Raw genomic sequence first — 15,747 nt, 5'->3', positions numbered from 1 at the left:
CGAAGGGTCGAACTACGATGTGCAGTTGCACATCGGAGAACCTCGAGATTCCGAGGTTCGCTCGCAAAGAGCTCGCGCCCCGGAATGACACCTGCGGGCGAATTCGCGCGGCGCGTTACTGCCCGTTATCGGTCAGCACCTTTTCGCAGGCCTTGCTGAGCCGGGCGCGGTGTTGCTTCAGGCAGGCCAGCACTGCCGAATCGCCATCATTCATCACCGCACGGCAGAAGCGCGAAACGTCGCGCGCGCAGGCATCGTGGCCCTGCTGCGCCGACGCGCCCGAGGCGATCAAGACAAACGGAATAACGAAAAGAAATCTGCACATCGGATCTATGCCCACCGGTCATGATATCAGCGCGTTCTAATGCGCTCAAACCGGCGCCGCAACGGCTTTGTGCCGCAAAGAGAAATCATTCCGCGCCGCGGTAAACCCGGGATGACCGGATGGTGCGATATTACTGCGCTGCGACCTTGCTTGATTTCTGCGCCAGATCCCGGTCCATCACGAGTCGGCAACCCGTGCTGAGATCCGCCCGGTGCTTCATCATGCATGCGGTGATTTTCGGAATGTTGGGAATTTCGGAGCTGCACAGGCGGAACGCGTCACCGGTGCACATTTGCTGCGCCTCGTCGCTGAACGCAAAGCTCGAGCTCGACGACAGCGCAGCGACGGAGGCGACGACCGCCAGCCCGAGACCGGCCTGGCGAAGCGCCCTGGTGAAAGATGCGGTCATTTTTGGCTCCCGTGGGTTCGCCGGGTCAGCGGCGCGTTGTTGATGGCTATTCGTGCCTCAACCCCGTGGTTCGGAATGTGACGTCTGTCACTTTGCGGCCAAATGGTGACGTCCGTCACTCAGACGCGCATTCTTCACGGGAACCGGTATCGATCTCGTTAGAGAACTCGTTAGAAATAGCCGCGACCGGAATGTGCGCTTCGGCGGCCCCGCAACGGGGCGCCAATTAGCTCGGGGAACCCGCGCCGCGTTGGGGCGGCGTTAACAACTATTTCCCATAAATAATCTGACCGCGATTTTAGCTTCGGTGTTTATGAAAGAGTAACCATGCGTAACGCGTTGGGTTTGATGTTGGCGAGTGTGGTGGCCGCTGTTGTCATCGCCGGCGTGTGGTTTTGGACATTGCCCCCGCGCGGCGATTTGGCGGCGCCGCGGACCGCCAGCGCCGCGCCGGCCGCGCCGCTTCAAGCGGCAGCCAAATCGGCGGCTCCCCGCGACGAGGTTGAGACCACCGGCACCATGCCGGACCAGGCCATCGCCGCTCCGCCGCCGAAGGCCCACTGCGCCAATCCCGATGCGCTCGGCGTTGCCCGCGTGGTGGAAATCGACACCACGGGCGGACCGGGCTTCGGCTTCGAGCACTTCAAGCAGTTCGACTTTCTGGTCGACAAGGAAGTCGTGCTGACCTTCGATGACGGCCCGTGGCCCGCCAATACGCCCGCCGTGCTCAAGGCGCTCGCCGACGAATGCACCAGGGCGGTGTTCTTCCCGATCGGCAAGCATGCCACCTATCATCCGGAGATTCTCAGGCTTGTGGCCGCGGCCGGCCACACCGTCGGCGCGCATACCTGGTCGCATGCCAACCTGAATTCAAAGAAGATGACCGACCAGCTCGCCAAGGACGAAATCGAAAAAGGCTACAGCGCGGTCAAGCTGGCGCTGGGCGCCGCCCCCTCGCCGTTCTTCCGCTTTCCGGAACTGCAGCATGGCCCGGCGGCGATGGCCTATCTCGGCACCCGCAACATCGCGATGTTTTCATGCGACCTCGACTCCTTCGACTTCCGGGCGAAGAATGCCGAGCAAATCATCAATACCGTCATGACCAAGCTCGACAAGCAGGGCAAGGGCATCATCCTGATGCACGATTTCCAGAAGCATACCGCCGAGGCCATGCCGGCCCTGCTGCGCCGCCTGAAGGCCGGCGGCTACAAGGTGGTGCAGATGAAGGCCAAGGCGCCGGTGCAGACCTTGCCCGAATATGACGAGGCGCTGATCAAGGACATGAAAATGCCGGTCGCGAGCAGCCGCCCGGTAGGCAGCGTGGTTCAGACAGTTTCGCAGTAGCATTCGCCCACGGCAAGCGCCATCGGCGGATCCGCTACGGTTGGCGGGGACACCGGCTCCGGCCCGTCGGCAAAAGAGGCCGCCTCAGTTGGCGGCCTCTTTGATTTCGCAGAGACCAGAGCCTGCGCCGGGCTCTCTGGATCAGGCTGATTTGTTGACAGCCAGCCCTGTGCCTGGAGCGGGAGCAGGTTGAGCCTTGGGCGCATCGCCCGCGTCACCGTCTCCGTCATTTGGACGATCTACTTTTGGTTGGCTGACGGCCAATGGCTGTGGTGGAGTTGCGCCTCCGATACTCGAAACACTCATTGAGTTACCTTTTCTGTCGTTTTCGCGTCATCGGTCTAACTATCGGCTCGGAAGTATCCGTTAAATTTTGGCTCCGTAGATCTACGGGGTTTGCCACCCTGATCCGCCCGATGTAGATGCGGCCATCCTGGACCGCATCGGCAGCATAGGTGATCTCCACCAGCTTGCGGGCGGCGTCGGGATCAGTGAAAGCACGATTTCCAAAAGCATACGGCCGGCCATGCCCGCTCTGCTTCGCCGCCTGAAGGCCGGCGGCTACAAGGTCGTGCAGATGAAGGCCAAGGCGCCGATGCAGACCTTGCCCGAATATGACGAGGCGCTGATCAAGGACATGAAACTGCCGGTCGCGAGCACCCGCCCGGTGGGCAGCGTGGTTCAGACGGTTTCGCGGTAGCGCAATCGAATAACGCCATGCTTGCGCGCCCGCGGATCGCGCGGACGACGACGCTGTGCGCGCTTACGCTTTCCGGTCGCAGGGCGCGTGCGCCTTGACGGTCTGGACCGGGCTGCTTGAATCGGGCGCCAGCAGTTTGCCTGCGGCCTTGAATTCGGTCCATGCCGCTTCGGACGACCAGCTCAAATAGGCGATCATCGCGCCCGACAGCGCGAGCAGAACGACAATCTCGACCAGCAGGATCCGGACGATCGCCGGCCAAGAACTGCGGTGACGGGCTGGGCTCTGCTGGGCTGATGATGGCATGGCTGCCTCCAAGTTCGCAGCGTGTTTTAGCGCGACGGCGAAATTCCGCTGTGAACCGCTTCACACATCGCAAGATAAATTTCGGCGTCACGCCGATCCCGGCGGCCCAAACGGGATCGGCCGAAAAGATGCGACAGCCCTGCTTACCAATAGATGCCGTGGCGATGCGGTTCGCAGATCACGGAGCGGAATCACGTAGGGCATTCGTCCACGCAAGCGCCGCTTGGCGACGCCTGTTATCGATCGGGGATCGAAGAAAACTGGTGCGCAAACAGGACTCGAACCTGTGACCCCGTCATTACGAATTAAATTCTTTAGCTGACCATTACGTTCCGCAGCGTTCCGACATCGATAAAACCCCTTGCAACTAAAGGGTTTCCCTCAATATCGTCGTTCCGCACCAATCCAGTACTTTCCCTAAACGTGCTTCCCCGGTGCTTCCCTGGAGCATCAAATGACCTCGGTCCGCCTCACCAAACGTTCCATCGACGATATTCTTCCCAACGGGTCTGAATTCACCGTTTGGGACACCGACCTTACTGGCTTTGGGCTCAGAGTGCGGGAAAATGGGGTGAAATCTTATGTTGTCGTTTACCGCTCTGGGCATGGACGGAAAGCGCCTGTCCGAAGGCTAACGATTTGCCGGGTGGGGAAAGTTACTCACGCGTCTGTTGTTTTCCCGCCAAGCCATTTCGCTGGCATAGGCCGACAAGTACGGCCCGGCGACATGATGGTGAATACCGATTTCGGCGCGGCGCAGGCGAGAGAAAAACGACTCCGCTTGATTGGTGTAGGCTACGCCCTCTTGAACGCGCGCAGCAACCGATGGCCTCCTCCATCCCAAGATGAGATGACGCGGCGCTTGTCGGTTTGAGCACGGGGAGCGACGGTTGGCAGGCGCAGGGTCTTCTCAGCGGTGCTTCCCCGGTGCTTCCCGAGCCTAATCGCAAGGGAAAGAAAAAGAGGCGAAGCAATTTAACCGACTGCAAATCAACGTCTTTTTGGTGCCGCAAACAGGACTCGAACCTGTGACCCCGTCATTACGAATGACGTGCTCTACCAACTGAGCTATTGCGGCGAACCAACGCATGCGCGACAGGCCTGACGGCCTGAAAACGCGTGCCACCTGATATCGGGCAATGCCCTGTTTTGCAAGAAAAACGCGGGTCCGCGCGTGGCGGCCGAGAGGCCTTTTCGCCGCGTTTTCCTGACACGAACCGCGACCCGCCCCGGATCAAGTCCGCAGGCAGGCTTTCGCTCGAAGGCGCGCTCTACCTTTTTGTTTGAGCATGATCTTTTCGGAAAACCGGGGTCCACTTTTCCGGATCATGCTCACCCGCCCCAGCGGGACAAAAAGCCGCGCCAACCGCCGGCCTGGCCCTGGACCGGGGCTATTTGTTCGGCGAATTCGGCGCTTTCGGGCTCGTCGTCGATCCCGGGATCGTCGGGCGCCCGGACAATTGGAATCACGGCCGGAATCGCCGGGGCGGGCCTGCCGGCCGCTGTTGGCAGATCCTGTCTTGGCAGATCCTGGCGCGCGCGGAACAAGGGTGGCGCTGAGGCGGCAACGGCTTCGGTGGGCGGCGGGACTGGTACGGGGGCCGGTTCTGCGGCGGCCGGCCTTGCCGGAGAATTATCCTGCGCCGCCGGCGGCACGTTCACATCCCCGGCCGCTTCCTGTTCCCGCGGCGGCTCCACCAAATTCTTTCCCGATATTTCGCCGCGCCGCGGCGATGGTGGGGTGGCGAGCATCGCCTGCTCGAACGACGAGGCTTCGATCGCGCCGTTGTTGTCGGAGGGCAACGCCGCAAGCGGCATCTGCCACTGGAACGCATCGAGCCGGCCGGACACCGGCGATACCGGTCTCCATTTGTCGGACACGTAACCATCCGCGGTCCAGACCGGATCGTGCAGCGCGCGCACCGCGCGCAAGGTCCAGGCCCGCGCCCTGCCGGTGTCGCCATGTTCGGTGCGTTCGATTTCCGCCATCAGCATCGCGACGCGTTGCGTCGGCGCCGCTATGAACGGCGCCAGCGCCTCGCGCGCGCGCGCAAATTCGGCGGCGTCGATCGCCGCGCGCGCCACCGCCAGCGCGCCCTCGAGATGCCCCGGCGCCTTCGCCGCCAAAGTCTCGACCCGCACCAGCCGCTGGCGCGCGGAATCGCCCAGCTTCACATGGGCGTAGGCATCGGCGAGATCAGGATGCGGATGCGCCAGCCATGCCGCTTCGACGATCCGCATCGCGCGGCGGGTCTGATGCGCCTCGCTTTGATATTTGGCGGCGAGCACCGCGGCCGGCACCAAAGTCGGCGCGAGCTTGACCGCCTCCATCACGCTGTCGCGCGACAGGTCGCGATCGACCGTTTCCAGTTCCAGCGCGCGCGCCGTCAGCAGCACGCCGCGTTGCCGCCGATAGGCCGGCTTGTCGATCAGGCCCGAAGCCAGATTGTTGTCGAGGATGGCAAGTGCGCCGCTCCAGTCGCCTCTGGCGCAGCGAAAGCCGAGTACCGCATGCGACGCCCAGGTCGATGCCGGCGCAAGCTTCAGCGCCTCCTCGGCGAGGCCGACCGCGGCAACGGGATCGTCGGCGCGCTGGGCTTCGATGAACAGCCCGCGCAGGCCCAGGAGCCGGGTATCCTCGCGCTCGGCCATGGCGTGAAACGCGGCGCGCGCGGCGCCACGGTCGCCTTCGAGCTGCGCCGACTGCGCATGCAGCAGCAGCGCCAGCGGATCATCCGCGGCATGGCGGCGCGCGACATCGGCATGGCGGCGGGCGGCGGTGGAATCACCATGGCCGATCGCGAGCAGCCCTTGCGTGATGGCGTGCCGGCCGCGCGCATGGCGCCGTTCGCGCGCGTTGCGGCGGATCCGCTCCGGCAGGCGCCACAGCGCGCGCAGCATGCCCCACACCAGCATCGCCGCGACAATCGCCACGCCGAGCGCCAGCACGAACACCGGCAGCGTGGTCTGAACGCGCCAGCCGTCCCATGACAGCGCGACGTCGCCGCTCTGGTCGGCCACCCATGCCGCGCCGCCAGCCGCGAGCGCGATCAAGCCCAGAAACAGAATGATTCGATACATCGCTATCCTATTGCGCCGGTTCGGCGAGCGCCGCCACGGCCTCGGTCGCGAAATGACGCGAGGCGGCGAGCGCCGCATCGCGCTCGTTGGCCCGGTCGAGCCACGCTTGAGCGGCCGCGCGATCGCCGGGCGCCAGCGTATTCAACTCACGCCGCGCGCCGGTGTAGTCGTCACGCAACGCCGCCGCCGTCACCCGCGCGATGATGGCGGCGCGGTCGTTGCCGACGGCGTCGGTGCGCTCGATCCGAACCAGCTTGGCGGCGCCCGCCTGCAGGCGATCGACGATGCCGGTGCCGGTGGTGGCATTGTCCGGCGCCGGCGGTGACAATTTTGGTACCAGCGCCAGCAGCTCGCGGCTGAGACCGGCCGCGCTCGGCACGCCCGAGACCGCGAACCCATCGAGTGGTTTCAACGCATCCGGATTGGGCGCAAGCGCCTTCGCCGCGGCCAGCTGGGCGGCGAAAGGCTCATTTTGGCGAACCGAAACGTCGAGCATCGAGGCCGCGACGACGCGCCGAAGCGCGCTGTCGTCCGCGGGCTTGTGGTCCTGCTGCGCGAGCTCGGCGCTGGCGGCGCGGGTGGCGCGCTCGATCTGGCTGAGGCGCTCGTTGATCGCGGCCAATTCCGGCGACGCGGCGGCTTCGCGCGGCGAGGATTTCACCGCCGTGAGTTCGGCCGCCAGCTTTTCCGACTGCGCGCGGGCGCCTGAAAGCTCGGCGCGCAGCGACGCCACGGATTTTTCCAGCGCGTCGATTCGCGCGGTCGCGGCCGGGTCGGGTGCTGCGGCCGGAGACTTGACTGACCTCGCTTCGAGAGCGTCGACCCGGGAGGCGAGCGTGTCGATGGCGTTCGCGTTGGCCTGCGGCGGCGTCATCGGCGGAGAGGTCTCACCCGGCCATCCCACCACCCAGGCGACGGCGACCACCAACGCCGCCGTGACCGCACTGGTGGCGGCGGCCGTTAGCGTCGCGGAAATCGCCGACGGCCAAGGAAAGGATTGCGTGAAGGATCGCTTGGGCTGAGCGTCATCGCTGGTTCCGGCGTTGGTTCCGGCGTTGGTTCCTTGGGTTTCGCCCGATACCTCGGACGCCTCCAGGTCGATGGTCGGTGGGGCGCGCCTGGGCCGGCCCGAATCGGGCGGCGGAGAGGTGTCTTCGGGCCTTTCTTCGTTCATCACTCGTGCTCCGATTCCCTTTGGCCTTCGGCCGGAATCCACCGGATTCGGCTGCTCTCTTACGCCAATCAGGGGCGCAACGCACGGTCCAGAGCCGCGAACAGGGCATTTTCATCCGGCGACGCCGCCGCCATCACCCGGGTAGCCCCGGCGTCGCGAATCACCGAGGCGACGCCTGCGGAAATGCAGCATTGCGGAACCGAAAGCGCCGATATTTCGACGCCGGCGGCGCGAACCGACTCCAGGAACGCGCGCGCGCTGCGCCTTGAATAGTGCAGCACGGCCTCGACCTGGTTGGCGGCGAACGCGTCGCAGGTCTCGCGCGGCAGGCTGGACAAGGGAATCATCCGGTAGGTCGTCTGCGTGACGACGGTGAACCCGCGTTCGCCGAGTTCGCCGGCCAGATCGCGGGCCAGATCGGCCCCCGCCAGATAAAGCAGCGGGCTGGTTTTCTTGAGCGCTTTCGCCTTGACGCTGGCCGCCACGAGATCGCGCAGGCTCGCGGCGTCGCCTTTGGCCGGGATCACCTGTTCGAAACCGATGCGGCGGGCGGCTTCCGCGGTATGCTCTCCGACCGCGAACAGCGGCAGTTTGAGCAACGGGCTCGCTTTGAGTTGGGATTCGATGCCGCGCAACGCATTGGCGCTGGTGACGATGACCGCGCCGTAATGCGCATCGGAATCGTCATGGAAGGCGGCGGCTTCAAACCGCAGCATCGGCGCCAGCAGCACGTCAAAGCCCCGCGCGCGCAACCCAGCGGCGGTGGTCTCATCGTCCGGATGCGGGCGTGTGACGAGAATAGCCATGCGTCAGACTCTGAAAGCGAGGGGATTCCCCAGTAACGGACGATTGCACCTTGCGACCTCGCAATGCTACCGGAGTAAGGGAAACGCCGGTTTGCTCGAAAGTACAAGGGCTCAGATTGGGTAACGACACGCCAATGTTGGTGCTGGGGATCGAGACCACCTGCGATGAAACCGCAGCCGCCGTGGTCGAGCGCCAAAGCGACGGCGTGGGGCGGATCCTGTCCAATATCGTGCGGTCGCAGACCGAGGAGCATGCCATTTACGGCGGCGTGGTGCCGGAGATCGCGGCCCGCGCCCATGTCGACCTGCTCGACGGTATCGTCGACAGCGCGATGAAGGAAGCCGGTGTCGGCTTTGCGCAGCTCTCGGGCGTCGCCGCGGCCGCCGGCCCCGGCCTGATCGGCGGGGTGATCGTGGGACTGACGACCGCCAAGGCGATCGCGATGGTGCACAACACGCCGCTGATCGCGGTGAACCATCTCGAGGCCCATGCGCTGACGCCGCGGCTGACCTGCGCCCTGGCCTTTCCGTACTGCCTGTTTCTCGCTTCCGGCGGCCACACCCAGATCGTCGCCGTGATCGGGGTCGGGAAATATGTCCGCCTCGGCACCACCGTCGATGACGCCATGGGCGAGGCCTTCGACAAAGTCGCAAAAATGCTCGGGCTGCCCTATCCGGGCGGGCCGGAGGTCGAGCGCGCCGCTGCCGGCGGTGACAGCAAGCGATTTGCCTTTCCGCGGCCGATGCTCGGGCGCCCCGACGCCAATTTCTCGCTGTCGGGACTGAAGACCGCGGTGCGCAACGAGGCCTCCCGGCTGACGCCGCTGGAGCCGCAGGACATCCGCGACCTCTGCGCCAGCTTTCAGGCTGCGGTGCTGGAATCGACCGCGGACCGCTTGAGCGTCGGCTTGCGGCTGTTTCACGAACAGTTCGGTCCGCCGCGCGCGCTGGTCGCCGCCGGCGGCGTCGCCGCCAACCAGGCGATCCGCGGCGCGTTGCAGGACGTCGCCGCGAAAGCCCAGACCACGCTGATCATTCCGCCGCCCGCGCTCTGCACCGACAATGGCGCGATGATCGCCTGGGCCGGCGCGGAGCGACTGGCGCTGGGGCTGACCGACACCATGGACACCGCGCCACGTGCCCGCTGGCTGCTCGACGGCAACGCCACCGCGCCGGCGGGTTTTGCCAATACACGCGCGGGGTTTTAGGGACATGCAGAGCACAGCGCGTCGGAGCCGCTTCCTTACCTCGCCCCGCTTGCGGGGAGAGGTCGGATTTTGCGCGCAGCGTAAAATCCGGGTGAGGGGGACTCTCCACATGCTGAATTCGCGGATACAGCCCCTCACCCCAACCCTCTCCCCGCAAGCGCGGGGCGAGGGAGCATAGCGGAGGCTCCGCGATGACCGCATTCAATTCAGTTGCCGTCGTCGGCGCCGGCGCATGGGGGACCGCGCTGGCCGGCGTTGCCGCGCGCGCCGGACGTGAAGTCGTGCTCTGCGCGCGCAACCCGCAGCTCGCGGCCGAAATCTCCGCCACGCGCCGCAATCCAAAATTGCCCGGGGCAACACTCGATGCGACCGTCACGGTGACGGACGATATCGGGCTCGCCGCCAAAGCCGAGCTGATCCTGATCGCGACGCCGGCGCAGAATTTGCGCGCCGCCGTCACCGCGCTCAGCCGGCATCTCGCCGACGCGACGCCGCTGGTCGCCTGCGCCAAGGGCATCGAGCGCGGCACCCACAAATTCATGACCGAGGTGATCGCGGAAGCAGCACCCATGGCGCGGCCGGCGATCCTGTCGGGGCCGAGTTTCGCCGAGGACGTGGCGCGCGGCCTGCCGACCGCGGTGACGCTGGCGGCCGGCGACGCCGAACTCGCAAGCCATCTGGTGCAGGCACTGGGGTCTGCGACCTTCCGGCCCTACCACACCTCCGACGTCCGCGGCGTCGAGATCGGGGGTGCTGCGAAAAACGTGCTGGCGATCGCAGCCGGCATCGTGGCCGGCAAGAAATTCGGCGCCTCCGCGCTGGCCGCGCTGACCACGCGCGGCTTTTCCGAACTGGTCCGGCTCGGGCGGGCCTGCGGCGCGCGCAGCGAAACCATGGCGGGGCTGTCCGGTCTCGGCGATCTGATCCTGACCTGCGGCAGCCCGCAATCGCGCAATTTCGCGCTTGGTCTCGCGCTCGGGCGCGGCGAGGCAAAACCGCGCGACCAACTGGCCGAAGGCGAATTCACCGCGCCGGTGCTGATGGAATTGGCGGCGGCGCAAGGCGTCGACATGCCGGTTTCAAACGCGGTCGCCGACATCCTGCGCGGCGCGACCACGATCGACGACGCGATCGAGAGCCTGCTGACGCGGCCGTTCAAGGCGGAGGGGTGAACATGAACTACTGGCTGGTGAAATCCGAACCGTCGAGCTGGTCGTGGGATCAGCAAGTGGCCCGGGGCGACAAGGGCGAAGCCTGGACCGGCGTGCGCAATTTCACCGCCCGGCAAAACCTGGTGAAGATGAAGAAAGGCGACCGCGCCTTCTTCTATCACTCCAACGAGGGCAAGGAGATCGTCGGCATCGCGGAGATCATCAAGGAGGCCTATCCCGATCCCACCGACAAGACCGGGAAATTCGTCTGCGTCGACATCAAGGCCGACAAGCCGCTGAAAACCCCGGTGACGATGGCCGCGATCAAGGCCGACAAGAAACTCGCCGACATGGCGCTGGTGAAATATTCGCGGCTCTCGGTGCAGCCGGTGACTGCGGAGGAATGGAAGATCGTCTGCAAGATGGGCGGGGTGTGAGCCTCATCCTGAGGAGCCGCGCAAGCGGCGTCTCGAAGGATGAGCGGCAGAGCTGGGGCCCGACAGTTCTCCCGGCGATGAACCGACGATGCTCTCGTCGAACCCCGCGGTCTAGTTCCGAATTTGCCGTCGACACCCCCAAGGGGCCGAAACGGCGGTGCTGACGGCGTGGCAGATCGTCGATGGCAAAGCGCCTGAGGTGCCAATTGAAGCTGCCAAGATGGTCGCTACAAAGTCGAGCGATGGCAAAGAGCGACTCGGTCGCATCACCAAGATGGGCGACCATGCAAGGCGAAGTCCGTTCAGGGTCAGTCGCGTCATTTCGAGCGCGGTATACTCGTCTCAAGACTCGTCATTTCGCGGCCCGCGCTGACCGCAAATCGGATTGGTTCTGCCATGATACGGCGTTACCTAGCGTGAGCGACGTTTCTGCGGATGAGGTCCGATAGCTGAACCAAAAGCCCTCGAAGCCGGGCATTTTCCTCAAGCAGCGAGTGAACGTCGTCAGCGTGCTCGTCAGCCCAAAGTGACGATTCATCCTCTCGAAGCGCATCCTCAAGTAGCGGAAGAGCGTCGTCGGCAGGTTCGTTAGCCCAAAGTGAGGGTTCACAAGGGCGGCCTAGTTTGTTTTGCGGTGGATGGTTCATGCCCAATACTCCGATTCAAAACTGGACTTGTCAAAATCACCCGATCCGCCGATCCGCCCCCAGAGTGAATTGAGTCGGCCGGCAAATTTGAGACCAAAATTTGAAAGGCATTGAGAGGCGCCGCAATCACGCCGCTTTGGTGCCGGAAACGATCAAGCCCGCGGGATGGCCAAAAAGACAACGATGTTGTCCCTACCTCGCTCGGCGACAAGGCCCAACAGGTTCATCGGCGGAGCGATGCAGTAGAGGAGCGTCACAGACTGAAAGAAGCTGGTGCGCATATTGCCGGCTGAAGACAGCAACCAACATTGTGCCGTCACGCAAACGTCCATGTGGCCCGGCCGGTCGTGGTAACAGCGGCGCTGATATTAGGCGTTATGTAACACACAGGTTCGAATCCCCGCGCCCGGCGTTGGCTCCCAGATCAGATGTTATGGAACGCCGATGTCTGCTTTGTACTCAACAGCGGATAAGCTGCTACTCCACCTTCACTCCGACGGCGCGGATGATTGGGCCGAAGCGTTCGATATCGGACGCGATCAGCCGCCGCAGCGGCTCCGCTCCGATCTGGTCGGGTTGGGGCATATCCGCCGCGAGTTCGGCGAAGCGGCGCCGCAGGTCCGGATCGGCGAGTGCGGTCTTGAGCGAAGATTCAAGACGTTCGAGCACCGGCCGCGGGGTGGCGGCGGGTGCGGCTATCGCGTTCCAGACCGTCAGGTCGAAAGCGGGTACGCCGGCTTCGGCGAAGGTCGGCACGTCCGGAATTTGGGCGAGGCGGCTGGAGCTTGAGGTCGCAATCGCCGTGACGCTGCCGCCGGTATGCATCGGAATCATGGTGACGGTCTGGTCGATCACGGCGTCGATCGTGCCGGCGATAAGATCGTTGATCGCGGGACCGGCGCCCCGGTAGGGGATGTCGTGGGCCTGCGTGCCGGTCACATGCAGGAAGGTGATGGCGGCCAGATGCCCGGTCGTGCCCGGGCCCGCATGGCCGAAATTGAGAGCGCCCGGCTTCGCCCGAAGCGCCGCGAGAAGACCGGCGAGGTCGCGTATGCCGCTCTTCTTGCTCACGGACAGAACCATGGGCACGATCGCGACAAGACCGACCGGCGCGAGATCCTGGCGTGGATCGAAGCCGAGCTGTGGAAAAAGCCAGACATTCGCGGCCAGCGAACCCATATTGCCGAAGATCAGCGTGTAGCCGTCGGCATCCGATCGGACCACGCGGCGCGTCCCGACCGTTGCGCCGCCGCCGGCCACGTTCTCGACGACGACAGACTGGCCGAGGTCTTCGCCCATGCGCCTTGCCACGATCCGGGCGAGCACGTCCGTCGTGCCCCCGGCCGCTGCCGCGACGACGAGTGTGAGCGACCGGTTCGGGAAGTTCTGCGCCGCTGCGGCGTGCGCGGACAAGAGAACAGCCGCAATTGCGGCGATCACTGACCTCATCATCGTCTCCCCCGTGATGTCTGACGGCATCAGCCCATCATACCGTCAAATGCGCGATGCCATAGGCAATTGAACGCTAATTGATGCTGGCTTTCGACGCTATGTCCGCTTCAGCCGCGAAATCCGACATTCTCAGGCGCGATCTGTCACGTCCGAAAATCGCCGAGGCGGAAACGCTGGGTCAAAGGTGGTCACCGACCTGATGGCAAGGCAGTCAAGAGTTCGGAAACCATTCGGGCTTTCTGCCAGGCGCGCTAACTAATTGAAAATTGTTGCCGGCCAAAGTCGTCACGAGCAAAGGCGAAAGATTGGGGAGAGCGCTCATGCCTACGAGTAGGGAAGTCGTGTTGGAAAACGTGCGCAGATATCGCGCGATAGCTTCCTTGTACCGTCAAACCGCGGCCTTCCGCCCGCTGCAAAGATGCTCGCTGCTCGACCAGGCCAGCGAATGGGAAAATCTCGCGCTGACCACGCTGGAATCCTATTTCGTGCCGGGCATGCCGGGCCATGACAGACCAGCGCAAGACGCCGCCTACTCCCCCGCGCGGTGGGAGATGATGGCCGCCGCGTAAGTCCCAACTAGTCCCGCGAAATCCGCTCTCGCTTGATCGCGGAAGCAACCAACGCCGTCGTTTGCCCGTCGTGCCAATCTGCCGCAACCCGACGCCGTTGCTCTCACCCCCAAATCACGGGCATCTTTCCGCGCATCCCGTCCCGATAAGAGGGGCGTACGCGTCGTCACGAACGTTGGTGCGGGATGCGGTGGACGCTTTGGCGACGCTAGACGAGCGGCGCTTGAGGCGGACGGCGAAGTCGTGTGGTCCTGACGCCCCGACGCTGGCGTCAAGTTCTCGAGAAGCAAGCTTCTTGGGGGCGACGGTGGCAAGAAAGCCCGGTCACCGGGGAGAGCGCGAAATAAGCCGTAAAACCATCGCGCAGGGAATGCCGGATTGCCTCCGCTGAACCTGTATGCTCGTGTGTGTTTTACTTTGTGCATCTTGCACACGAGACCGCGGGTGCAGCGCGCACCCGGCATTCCCTGCGCCTCTTCATTCCTGGAGGGACGCTTTTCATGCACAGCTCGGGCGCTATTTGCGCCGCGAGAGGGCGGGGGTGTGTCTCAGCTCTTTGATAATTGAACCGGGAATGCACGCGACGATCTCACTTACCCTCCCCTGGAGGGGGAGGGTCGGCTCGCATGGAGTGCAACGAAATGCGAGACGGGGTGGGGTGATCTCCCAGCCCAGGCATTGTTCGAGGGGAGAGACTGTCACCCCACCCCGCCGCTCATTGCATTCGCGTCGACCCTCCCCCTTCAGGGGAGGGTAGGCTGTTTGAAATTCAAATCGGAAACGACGCCGGCAGCTTACGCCGCCGCGGCCATCACGACCTGGGCCAGCAGCGCCTCGCGCTTCGACTGCGAGCGATAGCCCTTCATGGTCGCGGCGAAGCGCTCGAGGATGCCGTCCTCGAAGGCGGTGACGATGGTGTCGTGGACGTAGCTCTTGCGGCAGATCGCCGGGGTATTAGAGAGTTCGTCGGCCGCGGCCCGGACCGCATCCAGCACCTGCTTGCGGCGGCCACGGGCGCTCGCCGCCGGCGAAATCCGCGACAGCGATTCCAGCACCACGGCGGACGCCATCAGGGTGCGGAAATCCTTCAGCGAAATCTTGATGCCGGCGATCTCGCGCAGGAACGCGTTGACCGTGGTGGTCGAGACGGTGCGGACATTGCCGGAATTGTCGCGGTACTGGAACATGCGCTTGCCCGGCACGCTGTGCAGGATGCCGATCGCGCGCACCAGCTTCGCCGCATCGCATTCCTTGCGCACGGCCTTGCCGCCCTTGGCCTTGAACGTCAGCACCAGGCCGTCGCCTTCCAGCACGACATTGGACTTCAGCAGCGTGGTGGCGCCGCGGGTGCCGTTGAGGCGGGCATAGGATTCATTGCCGGGCCGGATCGCGGTGCGCGCGATCAGTTCGATCACCGCCGACAGTGCGAATTCGCGGGTCGGCAGTTCGCCCGACAGATGCATCGAGACGTTACGGCGGATCTTTGGCAGCGCCGCGACCAGACGGGCCAAGCGGTGCGCCTTGCGATGCTCGCGGACCTTTTCCCAGTCGGAGTGATAGCGGTATTGCAGCCGGCCCGCGGCATCGCGGCCGACCGCCTGCAAATGCGAGCTCGGATCGGGCGAATAGCGCACCTCGGCATAGGCCGGGGGCACCGCCATCGAGTGCAGCCGCTTGATGGTGCCGGTGTGACGGATCGGCCGCCCGTTGGCGCGCACGAAGGAATAGCTCTTGCCGCGCCTGATGCGGCGGATGGTCAGTTCGTTCTGGTCGCCGAGCTTGAGGCCGTGCTCCTCGGCGAGCGATTCCACCGAGGGAACAACCGCCTTGGCGGCGAGGCGGTCAGCAAGGCTGCTCGGCTTGGCCTTGCGAGCTGGCGGCGCCTTGATGGCAGGCGGCGGCTTGATTGCAGGCGTTTTGGGCCACTGTCCGAGCGCCTTGGCCAGAGCCACGGCATCGGGATCGGCGGAAGCGGGCCGCGCAGCCTCAAAATTCTGCTGATCCATCATGACTTTAGACGCCTTGCTCCGACTTACCCTGCTAATGCCGCCTATTGTTGTTTGGTTCCGACTGGCGGCTTTCACTCAAGGGGGGCCATTTAGGGGGTAATCGCCGCCGACGCCAGCCCCTCCCCCCGG

At 64.5% G+C, this 15,747-nt stretch carries 13 protein-coding genes, 1 tRNA gene and 2 pseudogenes; 6 read left to right on the top strand and 10 right to left on the bottom strand.

Going from position 1 to position 15,747, the window contains the following annotated elements:
• Window positions 1-115 precede the first annotated feature (115 nt).
• On the bottom strand, window positions 116-325 hold the full coding sequence (locus E8A46_RS07540; RefSeq protein WP_291559165.1) for a cysteine rich repeat-containing protein: 210 nt from the start codon (window positions 323-325) through the stop codon (window positions 116-118).
• Between the two features lie 130 nt (window positions 326-455).
• Window positions 456-734 (bottom strand): hypothetical protein, encoded by a 279-nt coding sequence (locus E8A46_RS07535; RefSeq protein WP_291559164.1) that lies wholly within the window; start codon window positions 732-734, stop codon window positions 456-458.
• 327 nt (window positions 735-1,061) lie between these two features.
• Between E8A46_RS07535 and E8A46_RS07530 the strand changes: the two genes are divergently transcribed.
• Both E8A46_RS07530 and E8A46_RS07525 read left to right on the top strand, forming a co-directional pair.
• The gene (locus E8A46_RS07530) at window positions 1,062-2,078 is read left to right on the top strand and encodes a polysaccharide deacetylase family protein (RefSeq protein ID WP_291559163.1); all 1,017 of its coding nucleotides are present in this window, start codon (window positions 1,062-1,064) and stop codon (window positions 2,076-2,078) included.
• Window positions 2,079-2,576: 498 nt separating this feature from the next.
• Window positions 2,577-2,778, top strand: a pseudogene (locus E8A46_RS07525) (polysaccharide deacetylase family protein); the annotation flags it as partial.
• 63 nt (window positions 2,779-2,841) lie between these two features.
• Here the strand turns inward: E8A46_RS07525 and E8A46_RS07520 are convergent.
• The 6 genes and pseudogenes from E8A46_RS07520 to E8A46_RS07490 form a co-directional block, all read right to left on the bottom strand.
• Window positions 2,842-3,084 (bottom strand): hypothetical protein, encoded by a 243-nt coding sequence (locus E8A46_RS07520; protein ID WP_291559162.1) that lies wholly within the window; start codon window positions 3,082-3,084, stop codon window positions 2,842-2,844.
• A 655-nt stretch (window positions 3,085-3,739) separates the two neighbouring features.
• Window positions 3,740-3,889 (bottom strand): annotated as a pseudogene (locus tag E8A46_RS07510) (transposase); the annotation flags it as partial.
• Window positions 3,890-4,086: 197 nt separating this feature from the next.
• Window positions 4,087-4,162 (bottom strand) — tRNA-Thr (locus E8A46_RS07505).
• 254 nt (window positions 4,163-4,416) lie between these two features.
• Entirely contained in the window at window positions 4,417-6,165 is a 1,749-nt protein-coding gene (locus E8A46_RS07500) for a heme biosynthesis HemY N-terminal domain-containing protein (RefSeq protein ID WP_291559161.1), read from the bottom strand.
• Window positions 6,166-6,172: 7 nt separating this feature from the next.
• Entirely contained in the window at window positions 6,173-7,339 is a 1,167-nt protein-coding gene (locus tag E8A46_RS07495) for a hypothetical protein (protein ID WP_291559160.1), read from the bottom strand.
• A gap of 68 nt (window positions 7,340-7,407) precedes the next feature.
• Window positions 7,408-8,145 (bottom strand): uroporphyrinogen-III synthase, encoded by a 738-nt coding sequence (locus E8A46_RS07490; RefSeq protein ID WP_291559159.1) that lies wholly within the window; start codon window positions 8,143-8,145, stop codon window positions 7,408-7,410.
• Window positions 8,146-8,279: 134 nt separating this feature from the next.
• On the opposite strand from E8A46_RS07490, the gene tsaD reads away from it, so the two are divergent.
• The 3 genes from tsaD to E8A46_RS07475 all read left to right on the top strand — a co-directional run bounded on the left by tsaD (window position 8,280) and on the right by E8A46_RS07475 (window position 10,941).
• Window positions 8,280-9,353, top strand: a complete 1,074-nt coding sequence (gene tsaD, locus E8A46_RS07485; RefSeq protein ID WP_291559158.1) for a tRNA (adenosine(37)-N6)-threonylcarbamoyltransferase complex transferase subunit TsaD — start codon at window positions 8,280-8,282, stop codon at window positions 9,351-9,353.
• Window positions 9,354-9,544: 191 nt separating this feature from the next.
• Window positions 9,545-10,525: an NAD(P)H-dependent glycerol-3-phosphate dehydrogenase gene (locus E8A46_RS07480; protein WP_291559157.1), complete on the top strand. Its 981-nt coding sequence runs from the start codon at window positions 9,545-9,547 to the stop codon at window positions 10,523-10,525.
• Between the two features lie 2 nt (window positions 10,526-10,527).
• A complete protein-coding gene (locus E8A46_RS07475) occupies window positions 10,528-10,941 on the top strand; it encodes an EVE domain-containing protein (RefSeq protein WP_291559156.1) in 414 nt (137 codons plus the stop codon).
• Window positions 10,942-12,065: 1,124 nt separating this feature from the next.
• Here the strand turns inward: E8A46_RS07475 and E8A46_RS07470 are convergent.
• A complete protein-coding gene (locus tag E8A46_RS07470; RefSeq protein WP_291559155.1) occupies window positions 12,066-13,037 on the bottom strand; it encodes a tripartite tricarboxylate transporter substrate-binding protein in 972 nt (323 codons plus the stop codon).
• Window positions 13,038-13,360: 323 nt separating this feature from the next.
• On the opposite strand from E8A46_RS07470, the gene E8A46_RS07465 reads away from it, so the two are divergent.
• Window positions 13,361-13,609, top strand: a complete 249-nt coding sequence (locus E8A46_RS07465; RefSeq protein WP_291559154.1) for a hypothetical protein — start codon at window positions 13,361-13,363, stop codon at window positions 13,607-13,609.
• 794 nt (window positions 13,610-14,403) lie between these two features.
• Here E8A46_RS07465 and E8A46_RS07460 read toward each other — a convergent pair.
• Complete coding sequence (locus E8A46_RS07460; RefSeq protein WP_291559153.1) at window positions 14,404-15,618, bottom strand: DNA topoisomerase IB; 1,215 nt, start codon at window positions 15,616-15,618, stop codon at window positions 14,404-14,406.
• Window positions 15,619-15,747 lie beyond the last annotated feature (129 nt).

This window comes from Bradyrhizobium sp., from assembly GCF_004799445.1.
In the GTDB taxonomy this organism is placed as follows: Bacteria; Pseudomonadota; Alphaproteobacteria; order Rhizobiales; family Xanthobacteraceae; genus Bradyrhizobium.
The sequence above is the reverse complement of the archived record's forward strand: the minus strand, read 5'-3'. Positions and strand labels throughout refer to the sequence as shown.

What these genes read in the sequence shown, in the direction of transcription:
- E8A46_RS07475 (WP_291559156.1), top strand. Translation starts at nt 10,528, where the DNA reads ATGAACTACTGGCTGGTGAAATCCGAACCGTCGAGCTGGTCGTGGGAT.
- E8A46_RS07520 (WP_291559162.1), bottom strand. Translation starts at nt 3,084, where the DNA reads ATGCCATCATCAGCCCAGCAGAGCCCAGCCCGTCACCGCAGTTCTTGG.
- E8A46_RS07530 (WP_291559163.1), top strand. Translation starts at nt 1,062, where the DNA reads ATGCGTAACGCGTTGGGTTTGATGTTGGCGAGTGTGGTGGCCGCTGTT.
- E8A46_RS07465 (WP_291559154.1), top strand. Translation starts at nt 13,361, where the DNA reads ATGCCTACGAGTAGGGAAGTCGTGTTGGAAAACGTGCGCAGATATCGC.
- tsaD (WP_291559158.1), top strand. Translation starts at nt 8,280, where the DNA reads ATGTTGGTGCTGGGGATCGAGACCACCTGCGATGAAACCGCAGCCGCC.
- E8A46_RS07480 (WP_291559157.1), top strand. Translation starts at nt 9,545, where the DNA reads ATGACCGCATTCAATTCAGTTGCCGTCGTCGGCGCCGGCGCATGGGGG.
- E8A46_RS07500 (WP_291559161.1), bottom strand. Translation starts at nt 6,165, where the DNA reads ATGTATCGAATCATTCTGTTTCTGGGCTTGATCGCGCTCGCGGCTGGC.
- E8A46_RS07495 (WP_291559160.1), bottom strand. Translation starts at nt 7,339, where the DNA reads ATGAACGAAGAAAGGCCCGAAGACACCTCTCCGCCGCCCGATTCGGGC.
- E8A46_RS07460 (WP_291559153.1), bottom strand. Translation starts at nt 15,618, where the DNA reads ATGATGGATCAGCAGAATTTTGAGGCTGCGCGGCCCGCTTCCGCCGAT.
- E8A46_RS07540 (WP_291559165.1), bottom strand. Translation starts at nt 325, where the DNA reads ATGTGCAGATTTCTTTTCGTTATTCCGTTTGTCTTGATCGCCTCGGGC.
- E8A46_RS07490 (WP_291559159.1), bottom strand. Translation starts at nt 8,145, where the DNA reads ATGGCTATTCTCGTCACACGCCCGCATCCGGACGATGAGACCACCGCC.
- E8A46_RS07535 (WP_291559164.1), bottom strand. Translation starts at nt 734, where the DNA reads ATGACCGCATCTTTCACCAGGGCGCTTCGCCAGGCCGGTCTCGGGCTG.
- E8A46_RS07470 (WP_291559155.1), bottom strand. Translation starts at nt 13,037, where the DNA reads ATGAGGTCAGTGATCGCCGCAATTGCGGCTGTTCTCTTGTCCGCGCAC.